The organism is uncultured Streptococcus sp., assembly GCF_963516575.1.
Taxonomy (GTDB): domain Bacteria; phylum Bacillota; class Bacilli; order Lactobacillales; family Streptococcaceae; genus Streptococcus.
Map to the genome: position 1 here is coordinate 1 of NZ_CAUQCP010000006.1, position 20,122 is coordinate 20,122.

Genomic DNA, 20,122 nt, shown 5'->3' on the forward strand with positions numbered 1-20,122 from the left:
CTACTGAAATGGAATAAAATATGGTATAATTGATAGGATAGATAGAATCGAGGATATTATGTCATTTACGAAATTTCAATTTAAAAACTATATTAGAGAAGCCTTGCAGGAGTTGAAATTTACAACTCCAACAGAGGTGCAAGATAAGTTGATTCCTATTGTTTTGGCAGGTCGTGACCTAGTCGGTGAATCAAAAACAGGTTCGGGTAAGACTCACACTTTCCTATTGCCGATTTTCCAGCAATTAGATGAAGCCAGCGATAGTGTACAGGCAGTGATTACTGCACCGAGCCGTGAATTAGCCACTCAGATTTACCAAGCAGCTCGTCAGATTGCAACTCACTCAGAAGTAGAAGTTCGTGTGGTTAATTATGTGGGGGGGACAGATAAGGCTCGCCAGATTGACAAATTATCAAGCAACCAGCCTCATATTGTCATCGGAACGCCAGGCCGTATTTATGACTTGGTTAAATCTGGTGATTTAGCTATTCATAAAGCTAAGACCTTTGTTGTTGATGAGGCAGATATGACCTTGGATATGGGATTCTTAGAAACTGTGGATAAGATTGCTGGCAGCCTTCCAAAAGACCTGCAATTCATGGTCTTCTCAGCGACTATTCCACAAAAACTGCAACCATTCTTGAAAAAATACTTATCAAATCCTGTTATGGAGAAAATCAAGACCAAAACGGTCATTTCTGACACCATTGATAATTGGTTGATTTCTACCAAGGGCCGAGATAAGAATGCTCAAATTTACCAGTTGACTCAGTTGATGCAACCGTATTTGGCAATGATTTTTGTGAACACTAAAACGCGTGCTGATGAATTGCATTCATATCTGACTGCTCAAGGCTTGAAGGTGGCAAAAATCCATGGGGATATTGCCCCTCGTGAGCGCAAACGCATTATGAATCAGGTGAAAAATCTGGATTTTGAGTATATTGTCGCAACAGATTTGGCAGCGCGTGGAATTGATATTGAAGGTGTCAGCCATGTCATCAATGATGCCATTCCGCAAGACTTATCCTTCTTTGTTCACCGTGTTGGTCGAACTGGACGAAATGGCCTACCAGGTACAGCTATTACCCTTTATCAGCCAAGTGATGACTCGGATATCCGTGAGTTGGAGAAATTGGGAATCAAGTTTACTCCTAAGATGGTCAAAGACGGAGAATTTCAAGATACTTATGACCGTGATCGTCGTGCCAACCGTGAGAAAAAACAAGATAAACTTGATATCGAAATGATTGGTTTGGTTAAAAAGAAAAAGAAAAAAGTCAAACCAGGTTATAAGAAAAAAATTCAATGGGCGGTTGATGAAAAACGTCGCAAAAACAAGCGTGCTGAAAATCGCGCTCGTGGTCGTGCAGAGCGTAAAGCAAAACGCCAAACATTTTAATAATAATTGTTGGAGTACTGAACTCCAACTTTTTTTATTTATGAGAACAAACTATCTAAATAGAAACACTACATTAAAGACTGCAAATTGCGCCTAAAAATGGTATAATGGTAACGTTATATAGTCCCGATAAGATGATAGAAATTTCTATTTTTTCTTTCGAGTCGTAACTCGCAAAGAATGACGGCTCTAAAGTAGTCGCTCGTCATTCTACGGTTGTCGCTATAAGGCGACCACCCTATGCGCCTTACTAGCTTCAGAAATAAAAAAGTATCGTTTTTATTTCTTTTGCGTCGTAACTCGCAAAGAATGACGGCTCTAAAGTAGTCGCTCGTCATTCTACGGTTGTCGCTATAAGGCGACCACCCTATGCGCCTTACTAGCTTCAGAAATAAAAAAGTATCGTTTTTATTTCTTTCGCGTCGTAACTCTTAGAAAATGAAAATACCTATCAGTACTTTGTAACTCTATAACACTATTTTTAAGGGGGGACATTTTTATGTCAGAACGTAAATTATTCACGTCTGAATCTGTATCTGAGGGGCATCCAGATAAGATTGCAGACCAAATTTCAGATGCGATTTTGGATGCTATTTTAGCTAAGGATCCAGATGCGCACGTTGCTGCTGAGACAGCTGTATATACTGGTTCCGTCCACGTTTTTGGTGAAATTTCTACAAATGCCTATGTGGATATTAACCGTGTGGTTCGTGATACCATTGCAGAGATTGGCTATACCAATACAGAGTATGGTTTTTCTGCTGAGACTGTAGGAGTGCACCCATCTTTGGTGGAACAATCTCCTGACATCGCCCAAGGTGTTAACGAAGCCTTGGAGGTTCGTGGAAATGCAGACCAAGATTCATTGGACTTAATTGGAGCTGGAGACCAAGGGCTCATGTTTGGATTTGCAGTGGATGAAACAGAAGAGCTCATGCCATTGCCAATTTCACTCAGTCATAAGTTGGTTCGTCGTCTGGCAGAACTTCGTAAGTCTGGGGAAATTAGCTATCTTCGTCCAGATGCTAAATCACAAGTTACGGTTGAGTATGATGAAAATGACCGTCCAGTACGTGTGGACACAGTTGTTATTTCAACTCAGCACGATCCAGAAGTAAGCAACGAACAAATTCACAATGATGTGATTAACAAGGTTATCAAAGAGGTTATTCCAGCTTCTTACTTGGATGAGCAAACCAAATTCTTCATCAATCCTACTGGTCGTTTTGTAATCGGTGGACCTCAAGGGGACTCAGGCTTGACTGGTCGTAAGATTATCGTAGATACCTATGGTGGCTACTCTCGTCATGGTGGTGGTGCCTTCTCTGGTAAGGATGCGACTAAGGTGGACCGTTCTGCGTCATATGCGGCTCGCTATATTGCCAAAAATATCGTTGCAGCAGGTCTTGCTAAGAAAGCAGAAGTACAATTGGCTTACGCAATCGGTGTTGCGCAACCTGTCTCTGTTCGTATCGATACTTTCGGTACAGGAACAGTAGCTGAAAGCAAGCTTGAAAAAGCAGCACGTCAAATCTTTGACCTTCGTCCTGCAGGAATTATCCAAATGCTGGACCTCAAGCGCCCAATCTACCGTCAAACAGCGGCTTATGGACACATGGGACGTACAGATATTGATCTTCCATGGGAACGTTTGGATAAGGTAGATGCTTTGAAAGAAGCAGTCAAATAAAATCTTAAGAGGGGAACTTCCTCTCTTTTTAATATACTGTTTCCTCTAAAATCATTGAAATTATAGCCTGAATTTGATATGATGGTCTTATGGATAAAAGTAGAGCAAAGCGTGAGAATCACGATAAGATAAGAATGAGTCTAATAGCCCTAGTAGCTATCTTCTCAGTAAGTATTTGTGTCCTTGGTTCAATGATTGGATACAAAATATACACAAAACAAAGTTTTGAACAAAAGATTGAATCGCTCAAAAAAGAGAAAGATGATCAATTGAGTGAGGGAAATCAGAAGGATCATTTTCGTAAGGGAAAAGTCGAAGTAATTGCCTATTATCCTCTCCAAGGGGAGCAAGTGATTTCGTCTATAAAGGAAATCATGACACAGGATATTAAAGACAATCTAGAGGACAAGGAAAATCTGGTTTTTTATTATACGGAGAAACAGGATTCGACTTTAAAAGGGATTGTCAACCGAAGTGTGATGAAACAAGTCTATGATTTAGCTTCGTCAAAAGTTGAAGAGACTGAAAAAACTAGTCTGGCAAAAGTCCATTTGACAGAAGATGGTAAACCTTTTACACTTGATCAATTATTTTCAGATGCTAGTAAGGCCAAAGAGAAACTGATACAAGAACTGACTTCTTTCTTACAGGACAAGAAATTGGAGCAAGAAAAGGTCGATCATATTGTTAAAGGTTTCTCTGACCAAGACTTGTCTGCATGGAATTTTGATTATAAGGATAGTCAGATTATCCTTTATCCAAGTCAGTCAGTTGAAAATCTAGACGAGATTGCCTTGCCAGTATCTAGTTTCTTTGAAGTTGTTCAGTCCTCTTATTTATTAGATAAGGATGCAGAGCTATATAAGGCTTATTATGAAAAGAAAAATCGTAAAGTAGTGGCCTTGACTTTTGATGATGGACCAAATCCTACGACGACCAATCAAGCATTAGATACTCTTTCTAAGTATGGTATCAAGGCAACTTTCTTTGTTTTAGGTAAGAATGTTTCTGGTAATGAAGAGATTTTGAAACGCATGAAAGCAGATGGTCATGTCATTGGAAACCATAGTTGGAGTCATCCAGTGCTTTCAAAACTTTCGCTTGATGAAGCCAAAAAACAAATAACTGATACTGAGGCTGCACTAACTAAAGTGCTGGGTTCTAGTTCAAAACTCATGCGTCCGCCTTATGGAGCCATTACAGACGACATTCGCAATAGCCTCGATTTGAGTTTTATTATGTGGGATGTGGATAGTTTGGACTGGAAGAGTAAAAATGAAGCAGCTATTTTGACAGAAATTCAGCGTGAAGTCAAGAATGGTTCTATTATTCTCATGCATGATATCCATGCTGAGACTGTAAATGCTCTACCGAAGGTTATTGACTACTTGAAAGGGCAAGGTTATGACTTTGTCACAGTTCCAGAAATGCTTAATTCACGATTAAAATCACATGAACTATTCTATAATCGTGATCAGTAAGATTTTTGCTGAATGACCAATTAAATAGCAAGTAATTTTTCAATAAAGAAATTTAGTCTTGTATCACTCAAGGCTAATTTTTTATGTTTAAATCGTATGATATGATTAATATTACAATTTTGTTACAAAATATTTTTTTGATAGAATTTTCTGATAATTTGGTATATAATACTTTTAATTTAAATAAAAAGGAGTGATTTTATGGGAGATTGCAAAGATTTTTGTCATCAAAAGTACCAAATAGCAACGATTTTTCTGCTATCGGTCTTTGTATTCGGATTTACTTTCGCACAGGTTAGTGCCGATGAGGGAAAAATTGAAACATCCAATCAAGTTACACATGCAGTAACAATTAATAAATTAGATGATTCAAATAAGCTCGCACCGCCAGTCACGGCTGACAAGAATGCTCTAAATTCTTCTTCGAAGGAAAAAACAGAAGTGACAGAGTCATTAAAACAAGATGATTCTATAGAATATAGAGATAATAAGTCAGACAAGAATGTAAGCACACAGAAAGAAATGACTGCGATAAAAAGTGAAGAGAAGAAAGAAGAATCAGCAGTGAAAAGTAATTCTTCTTCGAAAAGCTTACAATCACAGTCCTTATCTCAAAGCAGACATAAAGAAAAACCAAATAGTATCTCCAGTAATGAAATGATTACTGTTCCTAAAACATGGGAAGAAGGATACAAAGGGGAAGGCACTGTAGTCGCTGTTATAGATTCAGGTCTTGATTTGAATCATGAGGTTCTGCGTATTTCTGATCCGTCAAAGGCGAAATTTAAAAATCAGAATGATATAGAAAAAGCTAAAAAGGCTGCTGGTATTGACTATGGGAAATGGTACAGTGACAAGGTAGTATATGCTTATGATTACTTTGATGGAACAGATAATATAAAAGAGGCTGAAAAAGAGTCTCATGGAATGCACGTTACTGGTATTGTAGCTGGAAATCCAGTTAATAAAGCTCCGAATTCTGAGAAGGTATATGGAGTTGCACCAGAAGCTCAAATAATGTTTATGAGAGTTTTTTCAGACAGAGATAAAACTACAGCATCTGCCTTTTATGTAAAAGCCATTGATGACGCAGTTGCGTTAGGTGCAGATGTGATCAATATGAGTTTGGGTGCAGGTGCGGGTTCAATGGTAGATGCAGGTTCAGATATTATTGAAGCAGTAAAAAGAGCACGCGCTAAAGGAGTATCTGTTGTTATTGCTGCTGGTAATAGCAATACTTTCGGTAGAGGTTTTTCACAACCATTAGCAGAAAATCCTGATTACGGACTGGTTGGAAATCCCTCTACAGTAGAAGATTCAATTTCTGTTGCTTCGATTAATAATAAAATTCTAACTACTGAAGTCTTTGAAGTAAAAGGTTTAGAAAATGATACTAAACTTGATTATGGTAAGTTTGATTTTAATAGACCTGAAGCAGAAAAAGATTTTGAAAAAGGGAAAGAATACGAATATGTAGCAGCGGGTATTGGTCGTGAAGAAGATTTTGCTAATATTGATGTAAGAGGCAAGTTAGCACTGATTCAACGTGGTAAAATCCATTTCTCTGATAAGATTAAAAATGCTCTTCAACACGGTGCAGTTGGAGTTTTAATTTATAACAACGTTGAAGGTGCAAATGTTAGTATGTCTGTTACAGGTGATGCTAAGAAAATCCCATCTGTCTTTATTTCAAAACATTATGGTGAAATTCTTAAATCTGGTCAGTATAAAATTGTCTTTAATCATAAGATGGATAATCGTAAATCAGATGTTGCAGACCAATTATCAGATTTTTCAAGTTGGGGAGTTACAACAGATGGACAATTGAAACCAGATGTTACTGCACCTGGTGGAAATATCTATTCATCATTTAATGACAATAGTTATGGAAGTATCAGTGGAACAAGTATGGCGGCTCCTCATGTAGCTGGTGTCGCAGCATTAGTCAAAGAATATTTAGCAAAGAAACACCCTGAATTATCAGCTAGTCAAATTTCAGAGATTGTAAAAGCTTTAATTATGTCTACTGCAAAACCACATTTTAATAAACAAACTGGAGCCTATACTTCTCCACGTCAGCAAGGTGCGGGCGTAGTTGACACGATGGCGGCAACAAGCACAGATTTATTTGTAACAGGTGCAAATAACTATCCAAGTGTTACTCTTGGCAATGTTGGTGATAAATTTACCTTTGAAGTTACAATTCATAATATTTCGGATAAAGACCAAACATTGAAGATGATTGTAAATACAAATACGGACGAAGTTGAAGAAGGGAAATTCACTCTCCGTCCACGAAAACTAACTGAAACAGTTTGGCCTGAAGTAACTGTGAAAGCTCATAGTACGAAGACGGTAACAGTTAGTGTAGATACAAGTAAGTTTACTGAAGAACTTAGCAAAATAATGCCAAATGGATATTTTCTAGAAGGATTTGTTAGATTTGTCAATCCTGCAGATGATGGTTCTGTTATTGGTTTACCATTTATGGGATTTAAGGGAGAATTCCAAAATCTACCTGCAATAGAAAAACCAATTTATAATTTGATTCAGGAAGGAAAAAGTGGATTTTACTCTAAAATTGATAAGGATAATCCAGAAATTTCACCTTCGGACGATGCAACTTATTTAACAAGTTCTGAAAATGATTTAAATGTTTTAAAAGCAGAGCGTCAAGGCAATCGAGTGACTGTACTCGGAGTGAAACAAGATGCTGAAGGAAAATACCATCTTCAATTAGATGAAAAGGGGAACATCCGCCTTGCTATCTCGCCAAATGAGGATGGTAATAAAGATTCTGTTCGGTTTAAAACTCTTGTCTATAGAAACTTGGTAAATCTTCGTGCGACGGTTTATGCTTCTTCGGATACAACACACAGTCAGCCTATTTGGCAAAGTCGTCCAACAGACCTTGTAAAAAATTATTTTGATGGCGATACTAGAAATCCAAGAAGTTATATTGTAGATAAAACAGCTTGGGGAGGACAGGATTCTAACGGAAATCGAGTCTCTGATGGAATTTATGACTATGTTATTAGTTATAAGCCAGATGTCCCTGGAGCTGAAGAACAATACACAACATTTAAAATTCAAATCGATACACAAAAACCTCTGATTACTTCGGGATATATTCGTTCTCAAAAAGATCAAGAACAATTTATAGCTCGTAAACCTCAGGATGTAGGAAATGGGGGAATTCTTTTAGAAAAAGTCTTTTATATTCGTCCTTCTGAAAATAGAGAATCGACAGATTCAGAAATCGAACAGTATCAAATTATCAAACAAAATGAAGATGGTAGTTATACACTTCCTAAGAACATTGATAAATCGAAAATCTTCTATTATGTGGAAGACTTTGCGGGAAATGTAGACTTTATATCTCTAAAAAATCTTGTAGGTGAAGAAAATAGTGGCCGTGTAAAGATTGCTATATTAAATAATAAAACAAAGAGTGAGATTGATACGACTTATGTTTATCGCATTAAAAATAGTGAAGGTCAATATGTAACTGTTGATAAATCAAAAGATATTAATTTCTTGAAATTTGGACATTATGTTGCAGAAATTTTTAGCTATGACCGTACAGAGTTGAAATTTGTGAGTGCCTTATCTAAGGAATTTGATTTAACGAAAGAAAATAGTTTTCAAACTATTACCTTCTTGGCTAACAAAATGAAATATGCCCCAGTAACGGTTGGCTTTAATCAAGCTGTTCCTGGAACTACAACGATTACTTTGGTAGGTGAAGACGGTCAGAGTCAAGTCTTGCCAGCTGAAACATATGGTAAACATTCTTATGGTAAGAAAGTGGTTCCTGGTGAATATAAGGTTCTTGTAAATCTGTCAAACGGTTATGAATTACTTGATAATCTTCAACCATTTAAAGTTCTGTTTGGTCAAAATAATGTTTTGTCACTTTCAGTTGTTTCTAAGTTAGCCTTGATTGCAGCTTTAAATAAACAAATGGAAGTAGTTAAAACTCCAAGATATTATAATACAAAACAGAATTTAAAAGAGATGTTTGACCAAAGTGTCAAAGATGCGCAACTAACATTGGGAAGTAAACTTAACCAAGATAAAATTGACCAAATTGTTAAGGCTTTAGAGTCTGCTATGCAAACATTGGATGGTAAGGAATCTGATATCACATCATTGAAGAATGCCATTAAAGCATATGCTGAGACAGTTAAAAAAGGTAAATATATAAATTCTGATCAAGAACGTAAAGGTCAATATGATCGTGAATTTAAACTCTTAGCATTATTAATTACAAAAGATTTGATAACTCAAGATGAAATCGATCGTCTATTGACCACTTTCTTGAAAGCACAAGAACAGCTGAATGGGAAAGAAACAGATTTCATGAGCCTAAAAAATGTTATCGTGGATGAAGTGAAGTTCCAAGACAAAGATCCAAGATTTTTGACAGCTAGCAAAGAGGAGAAGGATGCATATAATCTTATTTTCAGCAAAGCTAAGCTACTTTTAGAAAATTCAGAAGCTAGTCAAGAAGAAATTAATGCAGTAATCAATGCTCTAAAAGAGACGACTGTAAAACTGAAGGCTAATAAAGTAGAGATTCCAACCAAACCAGTTGCACCAGTTAAGGCAGTTAATCCAGCTAAACCAGTTGCATCGATTAAGCCAGTTTCTCAAGTGCAACCTGTTAAATTAGTAAGTCACAATAGACAAGTCTCAATTATTAAGCCTTCAATTAGCAATGATAAAATTGAGAAAACTCCATCAATTATAGAAGCTAATCATGAGAATAAAACACTAGCTGGAAGTGGTCAACAAGTGCTTTTAGCTACAGTCAACAAAGAAGGAAAACAATTACCAGCTACTGGTGAGAATAACATGATTTCTATTATTCTAAGTATTTCTGGAATTTCTCTCTTATTGTCAGTTATTGGACTTGCAACTTTTTCAAAAAGTGAGTAGAGAATACTATACATCTTTCTATAGTTTTTGATTTACAGTATGTTACAATTCTGATATAATAGTCTGCAGGAAAGAAAGTCTTATGGCGTTCTTCAAGCGAGCTTGGGATAGTGGGAGCCAAGTAGGGCAAAATAAAGAACTGGCGCTTTCTGTAGTATTTTCAAAAACAATGAAGTAATAAATTAGGGTGGAACCGCGTTTCTGACGCCCCTAGTCGCAAGGCTTGGGTGTTGAAATTCGGTTCTTTTTGAATTCGTCTAATGCCTAAGTAGAAAGGAGCATAATGCTTAAAGGATCTTGTTTATGTAAAGCAGTGACCTACACTCTAGATGAGGAATTATCGGAATTAGTTTTTTGTCATTGCTCATTTTGTCGGAAAGCAACTGCGTCTGCTTATACAGTTAATGCTAAAGTTAGCAGTGAAAAGCTAGTATTGCATGGAAAAGAAAAGCTTGTTTCCTATAGTTCTTCTCCAGGAAAACAGCGTTATTACTGTCAGAACTGTCATAGTCAAATTTTCACTGTTCAAGAAAATATACCAGAAGTCTGTGCTTTGAAATTAGGTACAATAGATGAATGCGATCAGAATTTACAAACTGTTCCCAAACGTCATATTTTTCAGGCCCCAGCTTTTTCTTGGTTGCTTGATAAATAAAGCTAAAAAGATAATATAAATTAAAGGAGAAAATAATGTCTAAAAAATTGACTTTCCAGGAAATCATCCTTACTTTGCAACAATTTTGGAATGACCAAGGTTGTATGCTTATGCAGGCTTATGACAACGAAAAAGGTGCGGGAACAATGAGTCCTTACACTTTCCTTCGTGCTATCGGACCTGAGCCATGGAATGCAGCGTATGTAGAGCCATCACGTCGTCCTGCTGACGGTCGTTACGGAGAAAATCCTAACCGTCTTTACCAACACCACCAATTCCAGGTGGTCATGAAGCCATCTCCATCAAATATTCAAGAACTGTACCTTGAGTCTTTGGAAAAATTGGGAATCAATCCTTTGGAACACGATATTCGTTTCGTTGAGGACAACTGGGAAAACCCATCAACTGGTTCAGCTGGTCTTGGTTGGGAAGTTTGGCTTGATGGGATGGAAATCACTCAGTTTACTTATTTCCAACAAGTCGGTGGACTGGCAACTGGCCCTGTGACTGCAGAAGTTACTTATGGTTTGGAACGCTTAGCTTCTTATATTCAGGAAGTGGATTCTGTCTATGATATTGAATGGGCTGATGGTGTAAAATACGGAGAAATCTTCATCCAGCCTGAGTACGAACACTCAAAATATTCATTTGAAATTTCGGATCAAGAAATGTTGCTTGAAAACTTTGATAAGTTTGAAAAAGAAGCTGGTCGCGCCTTGGAAGAAGGATTGGTGCACCCTGCCTATGACTATGTTCTCAAATGTTCACACACCTTTAACCTGCTTGATGCGCGTGGTGCCGTATCTGTAACAGAGCGCGCAGGCTATATCGCTCGTATTCGTAACCTAGCCCGTGTCGTAGCCAAAACCTTTGTCGCAGAACGCAAACGCCTAGGCTACCCACTTTTGGATGAAGCAACACGAGCTAAACTCCTAGCAGAAGACGCAGAATAAAGAGAGTGACAAATTATGAAAATGGGCGAACAGAGTGAGCCCTGAGCCAGTTGCCGCAGTGATGAAGGTATCCTTAGTGAAGCTAAGGATACTAGGCAAAATTGGAGACTTTTGGCTTCAATTTTAGCAATGAAACAACGAAGTTGGTTACTTGCGTGCCAATCACATAAGGCAAACTGAAAAATAAAAAGATACTTTTCGGAGAAAAAACATGACAAAAAACTTATTAGTAGAACTCGGTCTTGAAGAATTACCAGCCTATGTTGTCACACCAAGTGAAAAACAACTAGGCGAAAAAATGGCAGCCTTCCTCAAGGAAAACCGTCTTTCTTTTGAAGCTGTTCAAACCTTCTCAACACCCCGTCGTTTGGCTGTTCGTGTGACTGGTCTTGCAGACAAACAGGCTGATTTGACAGAAGATTTCAAGGGTCCAGCAAAGAAAATTGCCTTGGATAGTGATGGGAACTTCACCAAAGCAGCTCAAGGATTTGTCCGTGGGAAAGGATTGACTGTTGAAGATATCGAATTCCGTGAAATCAAGGGTGAAGAATACGTCTATGTTACTAAGGAAGAAATTGGTCAAGCAGTTGAAGCCATTGTTCCAGGTGTCGTGGATGTTTTGAAGTCATTGACTTTCCCTGTCAGCATGCACTGGGCTGGCAATAGCTTTGAATACATCCGCCCTGTTCACACTTTAACTGTTCTTTTAGATGAAGAAGAGTTTGATTTGGATTTCCTTGATATCAAGGGTGATCGTGTGAGCCGTGGCCATCGTTTCTTGGGACAAGAAACAAAGATTCAGTCAGCTTTGAGCTATGAAGAAGATCTTCGTAAGCAGTTTGTAATCGCAGATCCACGTGAACGTGAGCAAATGATTGTTGACCAAATCAAAGCAATAGAAGCTGAGCATGGTGTACGCATCGAAATTGATACTGACTTGCTTAATGAAGTCTTGAACTTGGTTGAATACCCAACTGCCTTTATGGGAAGTTTTGATGCCAAATACCTTGAAGTTCCAGAAGAAGTTTTGGTGACTTCGATGAAGGAACACCAACGTTACTTTGTTGTCCGTGATCAAGATGGCAACCTCTTGCCAAACTTTATTTCTGTCCGTAACGGAAATGCAGAGCATTTGGAAAATGTCATCAAGGGTAATGAAAAAGTTTTGGTAGCCCGCTTAGAAGACGGTGAATTCTTCTGGCGTGAAGACCAAAAATTGGTGATTTCTGACCTTGTTGAAAAATTAAACAATGTAACCTTCCATGAGAAGATTGGTTCCCTTCGTGAACACATGATTCGTACTGGTCAGACTGCTATTCTCTTGGCAGAAAAAGCAGGTTTGTCAGCGGATGAAACGATTGACTTAGCCCGTGCAGCAGCCATTTACAAGTTTGACTTGTTGACAGGTATGGTTGGCGAATTTGACGAGCTCCAAGGAATTATGGGTGAAAAATATGCCCTTCTTGCTGGGGAAACTCCAGCGGTAGCAGCTGCTATTCGTGAACACTACATGCCTACGTCAGCTGAAGGAGAACTTCCAGAGAGCAAGGTCGGTGCAGTACTTGCTATTGCAGACAAATTGGATACGATTTTGAGTTTCTTCTCAGTAGGTTTGATTCCATCAGGTTCTAATGACCCTTATGCCCTTCGTCGTGCAACTCAAGGTGTGGTTCGTATCTTGGATGCCTTTGGTTGGCACATTGCTATGGATGAGCTGATTGATAGCCTTTATGATTTGAAATTCGACAGCTTAACTTATGAAAATAAAGCGGAGGTTATGGACTTTATTAAGGCTCGTGTTGATAAGATGATGGGCTCTACTCCAAAAGATGTCAAGGAAGCGGTCCTTGCAAGTTCGAACTTTGTTGTGGCGGATATGTTGGAAGCGGCAAGTGCTCTCGTAGAAGCAAGCAAGGAAGAAGATTTTAAACCATCTGTTGAATCACTTTCTCGTGCCTTTAACTTAGCTGAGAAGGCAGAAGGAGTTGCTACAGTTGATTCAGCTCTCTTTGAGAATGAAGAAGAGAAAGCCTTGGCAGAAGCAGTAGAATCACTCGTTTTGTCAGGGACTGCCAGTCAGCAATTGAAACAGCTCTTTGCGCTTAGTCCAGTTATTGATTCTTTCTTTGAGAATACTATGGTAATGGCAGAAGATCAGGCTGTTCGTCAAAATCGTTTGGCAATCTTGTCTCATTTAACTCAAAAAGCAGCCAAACTTGCTCGTTTTAACCAAATCAATACTAAATAAACTCAGTCAAACGGAGTTTATTTTATCAAAAAGGAGAAGAAATGGATCCGAAAAAAATTGCTCGTATCAACGAGCTTGCTAAAAAGAAAAAAACAGAAGGCTTGACCCCAGAAGAAAAAGTAGAACAAGCCAAACTACGTGAGGAGTACATCGAAGGTTATCGTCGCACTGTTCGTCACCACATCGAAGGGATCAAAATTGTGGACGAAGAAGGAAACGATGTTACACCAGAGAAACTACGTCAAGTCCAACGTGAAAAAGGTTTACATGGCCGTAGTCTCGATGATCCAAATTCATAATAAGTATTCTTTCTTTTAATAAGGATAGATGAAAGAATAACCAAAAGACTAGCAGTTTGTGTTTGCTAGTCTTTTTTTGCTAAAAAAGGAACCAAGATGGTTCCTAAAATTACTATTAGTTGCTTGCACCAGATGTAGCGTCTGCACCACCACCGTGGCCTCCAGCATCACCTGCATCAGAAGCTCCAGATGTAGCATCTGCATCGCCGTGACCATGTCCGCCAGCAGATGCTGCAGCATTTCCACCAACTAGACGTTGACCAGTTGTTTCTAAGTACCAATCAAGCCATGGTTGGAAATTAAAGATAATTTCATTAATTCCAGCATATGAGCCATCTGGATAGTACATTGCTTTATAGTTATGAGTATTAATTACACCTTCTGGTTGTCCCGGAACAATTGTACGAACATACTCTTGATCACCATTACGTAATACGCCTACAACCCACTCAACGTTTTTCATTCTTGCAGGTGGTAGAGAAGCATGTACTGTTCCTAGTCGGCTACCTGCTTGAACGCGCACACGTTTACCATACATAGTGTTTGGATCTTGGTGGGCGTTATTGTAGTACAAGAATTGGTTATTATCATCCGCATATGTCAACTCAAATGGCATTGCTTTCAAGAACATATCAATTTGGTTAACTGTCAAGATACCGTGGTCTAATTTAACGTAAGTATCTCCAGAAACAGCTCCAACAAGCTCAGCAGCTTTTTCTACCCATTCAGGATCATCAGGGTCAACTCCTTGAATGGTAGTTGCGATTGGATTTGTACAATATAAATCTTCTGGTGCGATTGGTTTTGGTTTTTTCAATTTTGAAACGACTCCCACATATTTCACAAAGTTGTCTAAACATGTTTCAAGGAAATTAATAGTTCCTTCATTTGTGATATTCCCATTAACATCAAAGGCTTCTTTAGCTTTACCAAGAAGGAATTCATTTCCAGGAAGAGTGTAGGCATTGACACCTGGAGCGTCAAGAATCTTACGAAGGTGAACTTGGGCACGAGAAGTACCTTGGTCGTAGTAAGATGCTCCCACAATCATGACTGGTTTGTTTTCAAATGGATGAACTTCATATGAAAGCCATTCAAGAACAGATTTTAGGGAAGCTGAGATTGTATGGTTGTGCTCAGGAGTAGCGATAATAACACCATCAGCACGAGTAATTTTGTTATATAAATAACGTAATTGGAAACTTTCGTCCCATTTTTCGTCTTGGTTAAACATTGGAACTTCGTCAATTTCAAGAACTTCTAATTCAAATTTAAGTTTGAAGTGACGACGGATGAATTCCAAGAGTTTACGGTTATATGATTGATCGTAGTTTGATCCTACAAGTCCAACAAATTTCATTCTTTTTGGTCTCCTATCTTACAAATTTTCCCAGTCAAAGTCTTCAGCATCTTTGCGAAGTAATTCTTGTGCGTTACGCAATTTTTCAGTGATTTTTACAAAGATACGGAAGTCGTCAAAAGTGGCATCCAGTTTTTTGATAACATCAAGATCTACTAGGTCTCCACTTGGGGTGAAGGCTTGAAGAGAATGTGAAAGCAAGAATTCATCTGGAAGGACACTTGCTTTAATTTCTGGAGCATTCAAGATTTGGCGAAGTTGTAATTGGGCACGTGATGAACCAAGCGTACCATATGAAGCACCTGTAATCATGATTGGTTTATTCAAAAGTGGGTAGATACCATAAGACAACCAAGCAAGAGCGCTCATCAAAACAGCTGGGATAGAGTGGTCATACTCAGGAGTACCGATAATAACGCCATCTGCCTCTTCAATTTTAGCAGCTATTTCTAGAATTTCAGCAGGTACGTTCTTGTCTGCTGGTTTGTTGAAGACAGGAATGTCTTTAATTTCAACAAGTTCAATTTCAGCTTTTTCAGCAAAGTGTTTTTGCATGTATTGAAGCAATTGGCGGTTTGTAGAACGTTTTGAATTTGTTCCAACAATAGCAATAAGTTTTAACATGAGATTTCCTTTCTCTTTTTACATAATACGATTTTAAAACTCTATTGAAACATCTATTTCTATAGAGTTGGAATTCCTGAAGAACAGCTTAGGTGACCTTCCTTATCGATGAGGATAGCTTCGATGCCCTCCAAACTTTCGACTTGCCAAAGGATAGAAGCAGGTCTTTCTCCAAATAGACGAGTGGTCCAGATTTCGCCATCAACTGATTTATCAGAGATGATTGTCAGACTAGCTAGTTCCGTTTCAACAGGATATCCTGTTTGACTGTCAAAAATATGATGGTAATCTTTCCCATCGACAGTCAGGTGACGTTCATAAATGCCTGAAGTCACGACAGATTTATTGACAACGGGGATTGTCATTAAGTGATTTCCCCTCGGATTGGCTGGGTCTTGAATCCCTATTTGCCAAGCTTGATCCCCTCTTGCCTGACTTTTTCCAATGGTCAGGATATTTCCTCCTAGATTGATCAAGGCAGAAGTCACTCCCTCTTCTCTAAGAAATTGGGCAACTTTATCCGCACTATAACCCTTTGCTAAACAACCAAGATCAATTTTCATTCCTTTTTGTTTTAGAAACACAGTAGAAGTGGAAGAATCTAACTCGATATAATGAGGATTGATTAGAGGGAGAACCTCCTCAATTTCCTGAGGTTGGGCAACTTTGGCATCTGAAAAACCGATACGCCAGGTTTGAATCAAGGGACCAATGCTGATGTTGAGATGGCTAGAGGGCGCTAGGCTATGCTCTAATCCAAGTGAAATCAATTCAAACAAATCTGGATGAACTTTGACTGGAGCTATTCCAGCTTGATAATTGATCTCCATCAACTCAGATTCTTGGCTATTGGCATTGAAGCGGTATTCTAGATCTTTGAGCAAATCAAAGGACTTTTGGAGCAAGATATCGGCTCGCTCATCCACTAATGAAATAGTGATAGTAGTCCCCATTAGCCTTTCAGAATGTGAACTAAGAGGCAAGCTACCAACTCCTTTCTCTTATGAAAAGAAGGTTGAAATATTGTAAATTTATATTAAATTTAATCCCTTACATTTTCTTTCCATAACACTAGCATACCATAAAGTCAGCGTTTTCACAAATAAAATTTGTAAAGTTGTCAAGAAATATGCTCAGAAAACAAAGAGTAATTGTAAGAAAGGCTGATAAAATACAGATTATTTACATTTTTTTACAAAAAAATCGGGAAAATTAGCAAAACTCTTGTAAACGCTAACAGTAAATGTTATACTAGAAGAGTAAATTTAAAATTGAAGGTAGGAATTTTTCTATGAGTAAAATCGTTGTAGTTGGTGCTAACCACGCTGGTACAGCATGTATTAATACTATGTTGGATAATTTTGGCAATGAGAACGAAATCGTTGTATTTGACCAAAACTCTAACATCTCTTTCCTAGGATGTGGAATGGCCCTTTGGATTGGTGAACAAATCGACGGTGCTGAAGGCTTGTTCTATTCTGATAAAGAAAAATTGGAAGCTAAAGGTGCTAAGGTTTACATGAACTCACCAGTTCTTTCAATCGACTATGATAACAAAGTAGTTACAGCAGAAGTTGAAGGGAAAGAGCACAAAGAATCATACGAGAAATTGATTTTCGCTACAGGTTCTACACCAATCTTGCCACCAATCGAAGGTGTTGAAATTGTTAAAGGAAACCGCGAATTTAAAGCAACTCTTGAAAATGTACAATTCGTTAAATTGTACCAAAACGCTGAAGAAGTGATTCACAAATTAGCTGATAAGAGCCAACACCTCGACCGTATCGCCGTTGTTGGTGGTGGTTACATCGGTGTTGAACTTGCTGAAGCCTTTGAACGTCTTGGAAAAGAAGTTGTCCTTGTTGATATCGTTGATACTGTCTTGAACGGTTACTATGACAAAGACTTCACACAAATGATGGCGAAGAACTTGGAAGACCACAACATCCGTTTGGCTCTTGGTCAAACTGTTAAAGCAATTGAGGGTGACGGTAAAGTTGAACGCTTGATTACTGATAAAGAAACTTTCGATGTGGATATGGTTATCCTTGCAGTTGGTTTCCGTCCAAACACAGCCCTTGCTGATGGTAAGATTGAACTCTTCCGTAACGGTGCCTTCCTTGTAGACAAGAAACAAGAAACATCACTTCCAGGTGTATTTGCAGTTGGTGACTGTGCGACTGTCTATGACAATGCTCGTAAAGACACAAGCTACATCGCTCTTGCTTCAAACGCTGTACGTACTGGTATCGTTGGTGCCTACAACGCTTGTGGACATGAATTGGAAGGAATCGGTGTGCAAGGTTCAAACGGTATCTCTATCTACGGTCTTCACATGGTTTCAACTGGTTTGACACTTGAAAAAGCAAAAGCTGCAGGTTACAATGCGACTGAAACAGGCTTTAACGATCTTCAAAAACCAGAATTCATGAAACATGACAACCATGAAGTAGCCATCAAGATTGTCTTTGACAAAGATAGCCGTGAAATTCTTGGTGCCCAAATGGTTTCACATGATTCTGCAATCAGCATGGGAATCCACATGTTCTCACTTGCTATCCAAGAGCATGTTACAATTGATAAATTGGCATTGACAGACCTATTCTTCTTGCCACACTTCAACAAACCATACAACTACATCACAATGGCTGCCCTTACAGCTGAAAAATAAAAATAAATGAGCTATCTGGCCTTAAGTTAAGGTCAGATAGTTTTTTAGATGATTTGTCCCCATACAATTATGGTTTTTTTATCTTGTGATTCCTCCAAATCTGACTTAAAATGAAATAGTAGCTACCAATACAAATGATGAGGATAAAACAAATGACTGAAAATCGTTATGAACTAAATAAAAACTTGGCACAGATGCTTAAAGGCGGGGTTATCATGGACGTTCAAAATCCTGAACAGGCCCGTATTGCAGAGGCTGCTGGTGCGGCAGCTGTGATGGCCTTGGAGCGGATTCCAGCTGATATTCGTGCAGCTGGTGGGGTTTCCCGTATGAGTGATCCAAAGATGATTAAGGAAATTCAAGAAGCGGTTAGTATTCCAGTAATGGCTAAGGTCAGAATCGGGCATTTTGTTGAAGCTCAGATTTTAGAGGCTATTGAGATTGACTATATCGATGAGAGTGAAGTTCTATCTCCAGCTGACGACCGTTTCCATGTGGACAAGAAAGAATTTCAAGTTCCTTTTGTCTGTGGGGCTAAGGATTTGGGAGAAGCCTTGCGTCGTATCGCTGAAGGTGCTTCTATGATTCGTACCAAAGGAGAACCGGGTACAGGGGATATTGTCCAAGCTGTTCGCCATATGCGTATGATGAATCAGGAAATTCGCCGTATTCAAAATCTACGTGAGGACGAACTTTATGTTGCTGCCAAGGACTTGCAAGTCCCTGTAGAATTGGTTCAATATGTGCATGAACATGGGAAATTACCAGTTGTAAACTTCGCGGCTGGAGGCGTTGCAACACCAGCAGATGCTGCGTTGATGATGCAATTAGGGGCAGAGGGTGTCTTTGTCGGTTCAGGTATTTTTAAGTCAGGAGATCCTGTTAAACGAGCGAGTGCTATTGTTAAGGCTGTGACTAACTTCCGTAATCCTCAAATCCTAGCTCAAATCTCTGAAGATTTAGGAGAAGCTATGGTTGGTATCAATGAAAATGAAATCCAAATTCTCATGGCAGAGCGAGGAAAATAGATGAAAGTCGGAATATTGGCCTTGCAAGGTGCCTTTGCAGAACATGAAAAAGTACTAGATAAATTAGGTGTTGAGAGTGTTGAAATCAGAAATCTAGATGATTTTCAGAAACATCAGAGTGACTTGTCAGGTTTGATTTTGCCTGGTGGTGAGTCTACAACCATGGGCAAGCTCTTACGAGACCAGAACATGTTGATTCCCATCCGAGAAGCCATTCTATCTGGTTTACCAGTGTTTGGGACCTGTGCTGGCTTGATTTTGCTGGCTAAGGAAATTGCTTCCCAGGAAGAGAGTCATCTAGGAACTATGGATATGGTGGTCGAGCGCAATGCTTATGGGCGCCAACTAGGGAGTTTCTATACGGAAGCAGAATGTAAGGGAGTTGGTCAGATTCCAATGACCTTTATCCGTGGTCCGATTATCAGCAGTGTTGGAGAGGATGTAGAAATTCTAGCAACAGTTGACAATCAAATCGTTGCAGCCCAAGAAAAAAATATGTTGGTAACTTCTTTTCATCCAGAATTGACTGATGATGTGCGCTTGCACCAGTACTTTATCGAAATGTGTAAAGAAAAAAGATAGTAAAAAAGCGCAAAAAATCACTTCCTGTGCTATACTGTAATTGAAATTTTTTTAGTTTTTGCGTTAGAACTGTTTCCTCAGTTCTAGCGCCTTTTCTTTTTGATAAGTATGATTGGTAGAGAGTAGTTTGTAAACGATTCTGAGAATCTTATGAGCACAAGAAATGATGGCTTTCATCTTGCTTCCTC

At 38.7% G+C, this 20,122-nt stretch carries 14 protein-coding genes; 11 read left to right on the forward strand and 3 right to left on the reverse strand.

Annotation, left to right across the window (positions count from 1 at the left end; genetic code table 11):
* Positions 1–58: 58 nt before the first annotated feature.
* The 8 genes from RWM06_RS01810 (at position 59) to RWM06_RS01845 (ending at position 13,669) form a co-directional block, all read left to right on the forward strand.
* Positions 59–1,402: a DEAD/DEAH box helicase gene (locus RWM06_RS01810; protein WP_313969899.1), complete on the forward strand. Its 1,344-nt coding sequence runs from the start codon at positions 59–61 to the stop codon at positions 1,400–1,402.
* Positions 1,403–1,901: 499 nt separating this feature from the next.
* A complete protein-coding gene (gene metK / locus RWM06_RS01815) occupies positions 1,902–3,092 on the forward strand; it encodes a methionine adenosyltransferase (RefSeq protein ID WP_313969900.1) in 1,191 nt (396 codons plus the stop codon).
* Between the two features lie 89 nt (positions 3,093–3,181).
* Positions 3,182–4,573: a peptidoglycan-N-acetylglucosamine deacetylase PgdA gene (gene pgdA / locus RWM06_RS01820; protein ID WP_313969901.1), complete on the forward strand. Its 1,392-nt coding sequence runs from the start codon at positions 3,182–3,184 to the stop codon at positions 4,571–4,573.
* Between the two features lie 201 nt (positions 4,574–4,774).
* Positions 4,775–9,514: a S8 family serine peptidase gene (locus RWM06_RS01825; protein ID WP_313969902.1), complete on the forward strand. Its 4,740-nt coding sequence runs from the start codon at positions 4,775–4,777 to the stop codon at positions 9,512–9,514.
* Between the two features lie 283 nt (positions 9,515–9,797).
* The gene (locus RWM06_RS01830; protein WP_125421189.1) at positions 9,798–10,169 is read left to right on the forward strand and encodes a GFA family protein; all 372 of its coding nucleotides are present in this window, start codon (positions 9,798–9,800) and stop codon (positions 10,167–10,169) included.
* A 35-nt stretch (positions 10,170–10,204) separates the two neighbouring features.
* Positions 10,205–11,122: a glycine--tRNA ligase subunit alpha gene (glyQ, locus tag RWM06_RS01835; RefSeq protein WP_000038733.1), complete on the forward strand. Its 918-nt coding sequence runs from the start codon at positions 10,205–10,207 to the stop codon at positions 11,120–11,122.
* Positions 11,123–11,333: 211 nt separating this feature from the next.
* The gene (gene glyS, locus RWM06_RS01840; protein ID WP_313969903.1) at positions 11,334–13,370 is read left to right on the forward strand and encodes a glycine--tRNA ligase subunit beta; all 2,037 of its coding nucleotides are present in this window, start codon (positions 11,334–11,336) and stop codon (positions 13,368–13,370) included.
* 41 nt (positions 13,371–13,411) lie between these two features.
* The gene (locus RWM06_RS01845; protein WP_084926903.1) at positions 13,412–13,669 is read left to right on the forward strand and encodes a DUF896 family protein; all 258 of its coding nucleotides are present in this window, start codon (positions 13,412–13,414) and stop codon (positions 13,667–13,669) included.
* A 115-nt stretch (positions 13,670–13,784) separates the two neighbouring features.
* On the opposite strand, the gene RWM06_RS01850 is transcribed toward RWM06_RS01845, so the two are convergent.
* The 3 genes from RWM06_RS01850 to RWM06_RS01860 are packed head-to-tail and all read right to left on the reverse strand — an operon-like array spanning position 13,785 to position 16,636.
* A complete protein-coding gene (locus RWM06_RS01850; protein ID WP_125421183.1) occupies positions 13,785–15,029 on the reverse strand; it encodes an NAD(P)H-dependent oxidoreductase in 1,245 nt (414 codons plus the stop codon).
* Positions 15,030–15,047: 18 nt separating this feature from the next.
* Positions 15,048–15,653 (reverse strand): NADPH-dependent FMN reductase, encoded by a 606-nt coding sequence (locus RWM06_RS01855; protein WP_000915949.1) that lies wholly within the window; start codon positions 15,651–15,653, stop codon positions 15,048–15,050.
* A gap of 59 nt (positions 15,654–15,712) precedes the next feature.
* On the reverse strand, positions 15,713–16,636 hold the full coding sequence (locus RWM06_RS01860) for an FAD:protein FMN transferase (RefSeq protein WP_313969904.1): 924 nt from the start codon (positions 16,634–16,636) through the stop codon (positions 15,713–15,715).
* A gap of 308 nt (positions 16,637–16,944) precedes the next feature.
* Here RWM06_RS01860 and nox point away from each other — a divergent pair, with 308 nt between their 5' ends.
* The 3 genes from nox (at position 16,945) to pdxT (ending at position 19,934) form a co-directional block, all read left to right on the forward strand.
* The gene (gene nox / locus RWM06_RS01865; RefSeq protein WP_261227265.1) at positions 16,945–18,324 is read left to right on the forward strand and encodes a H2O-forming NADH oxidase; all 1,380 of its coding nucleotides are present in this window, start codon (positions 16,945–16,947) and stop codon (positions 18,322–18,324) included.
* 152 nt (positions 18,325–18,476) lie between these two features.
* Complete coding sequence (gene pdxS / locus RWM06_RS01870; protein WP_000138517.1) at positions 18,477–19,352, forward strand: pyridoxal 5'-phosphate synthase lyase subunit PdxS; 876 nt, start codon at positions 18,477–18,479, stop codon at positions 19,350–19,352.
* Positions 19,353–19,934 carry a pyridoxal 5'-phosphate synthase glutaminase subunit PdxT gene (gene pdxT / locus RWM06_RS01875; protein WP_313969905.1) on the forward strand — a complete coding sequence of 194 codons (582 nt, stop codon included), beginning with the start codon at positions 19,353–19,355 and terminating at the stop codon, positions 19,932–19,934.
* Positions 19,935–20,122 lie beyond the last annotated feature (188 nt).

Excerpts from the sequence above, each read along its gene's own strand:
- RWM06_RS01810 (WP_313969899.1), top strand. The coding sequence starts at position 59 with ATGTCATTTACGAAATTTCAATTTAAAAACTATATTAGAGAAGCCTTG.
- metK (WP_313969900.1), top strand. The coding sequence starts at position 1,902 with ATGTCAGAACGTAAATTATTCACGTCTGAATCTGTATCTGAGGGGCAT.
- pgdA (WP_313969901.1), top strand. The coding sequence starts at position 3,182 with ATGGATAAAAGTAGAGCAAAGCGTGAGAATCACGATAAGATAAGAATG.
- RWM06_RS01825 (WP_313969902.1), top strand. The coding sequence starts at position 4,775 with ATGGGAGATTGCAAAGATTTTTGTCATCAAAAGTACCAAATAGCAACG.
- RWM06_RS01830 (WP_125421189.1), top strand. The coding sequence starts at position 9,798 with ATGCTTAAAGGATCTTGTTTATGTAAAGCAGTGACCTACACTCTAGAT.
- glyQ (WP_000038733.1), top strand. The coding sequence starts at position 10,205 with ATGTCTAAAAAATTGACTTTCCAGGAAATCATCCTTACTTTGCAACAA.
- glyS (WP_313969903.1), top strand. The coding sequence starts at position 11,334 with ATGACAAAAAACTTATTAGTAGAACTCGGTCTTGAAGAATTACCAGCC.
- RWM06_RS01845 (WP_084926903.1), top strand. The coding sequence starts at position 13,412 with ATGGATCCGAAAAAAATTGCTCGTATCAACGAGCTTGCTAAAAAGAAA.
- RWM06_RS01850 (WP_125421183.1), bottom strand. The coding sequence starts at position 15,029 with ATGAAATTTGTTGGACTTGTAGGATCAAACTACGATCAATCATATAAC.
- RWM06_RS01855 (WP_000915949.1), bottom strand. The coding sequence starts at position 15,653 with ATGTTAAAACTTATTGCTATTGTTGGAACAAATTCAAAACGTTCTACA.
- nox (WP_261227265.1), top strand. The coding sequence starts at position 16,945 with ATGAGTAAAATCGTTGTAGTTGGTGCTAACCACGCTGGTACAGCATGT.
- pdxS (WP_000138517.1), top strand. The coding sequence starts at position 18,477 with ATGACTGAAAATCGTTATGAACTAAATAAAAACTTGGCACAGATGCTT.
- pdxT (WP_313969905.1), top strand. The coding sequence starts at position 19,353 with ATGAAAGTCGGAATATTGGCCTTGCAAGGTGCCTTTGCAGAACATGAA.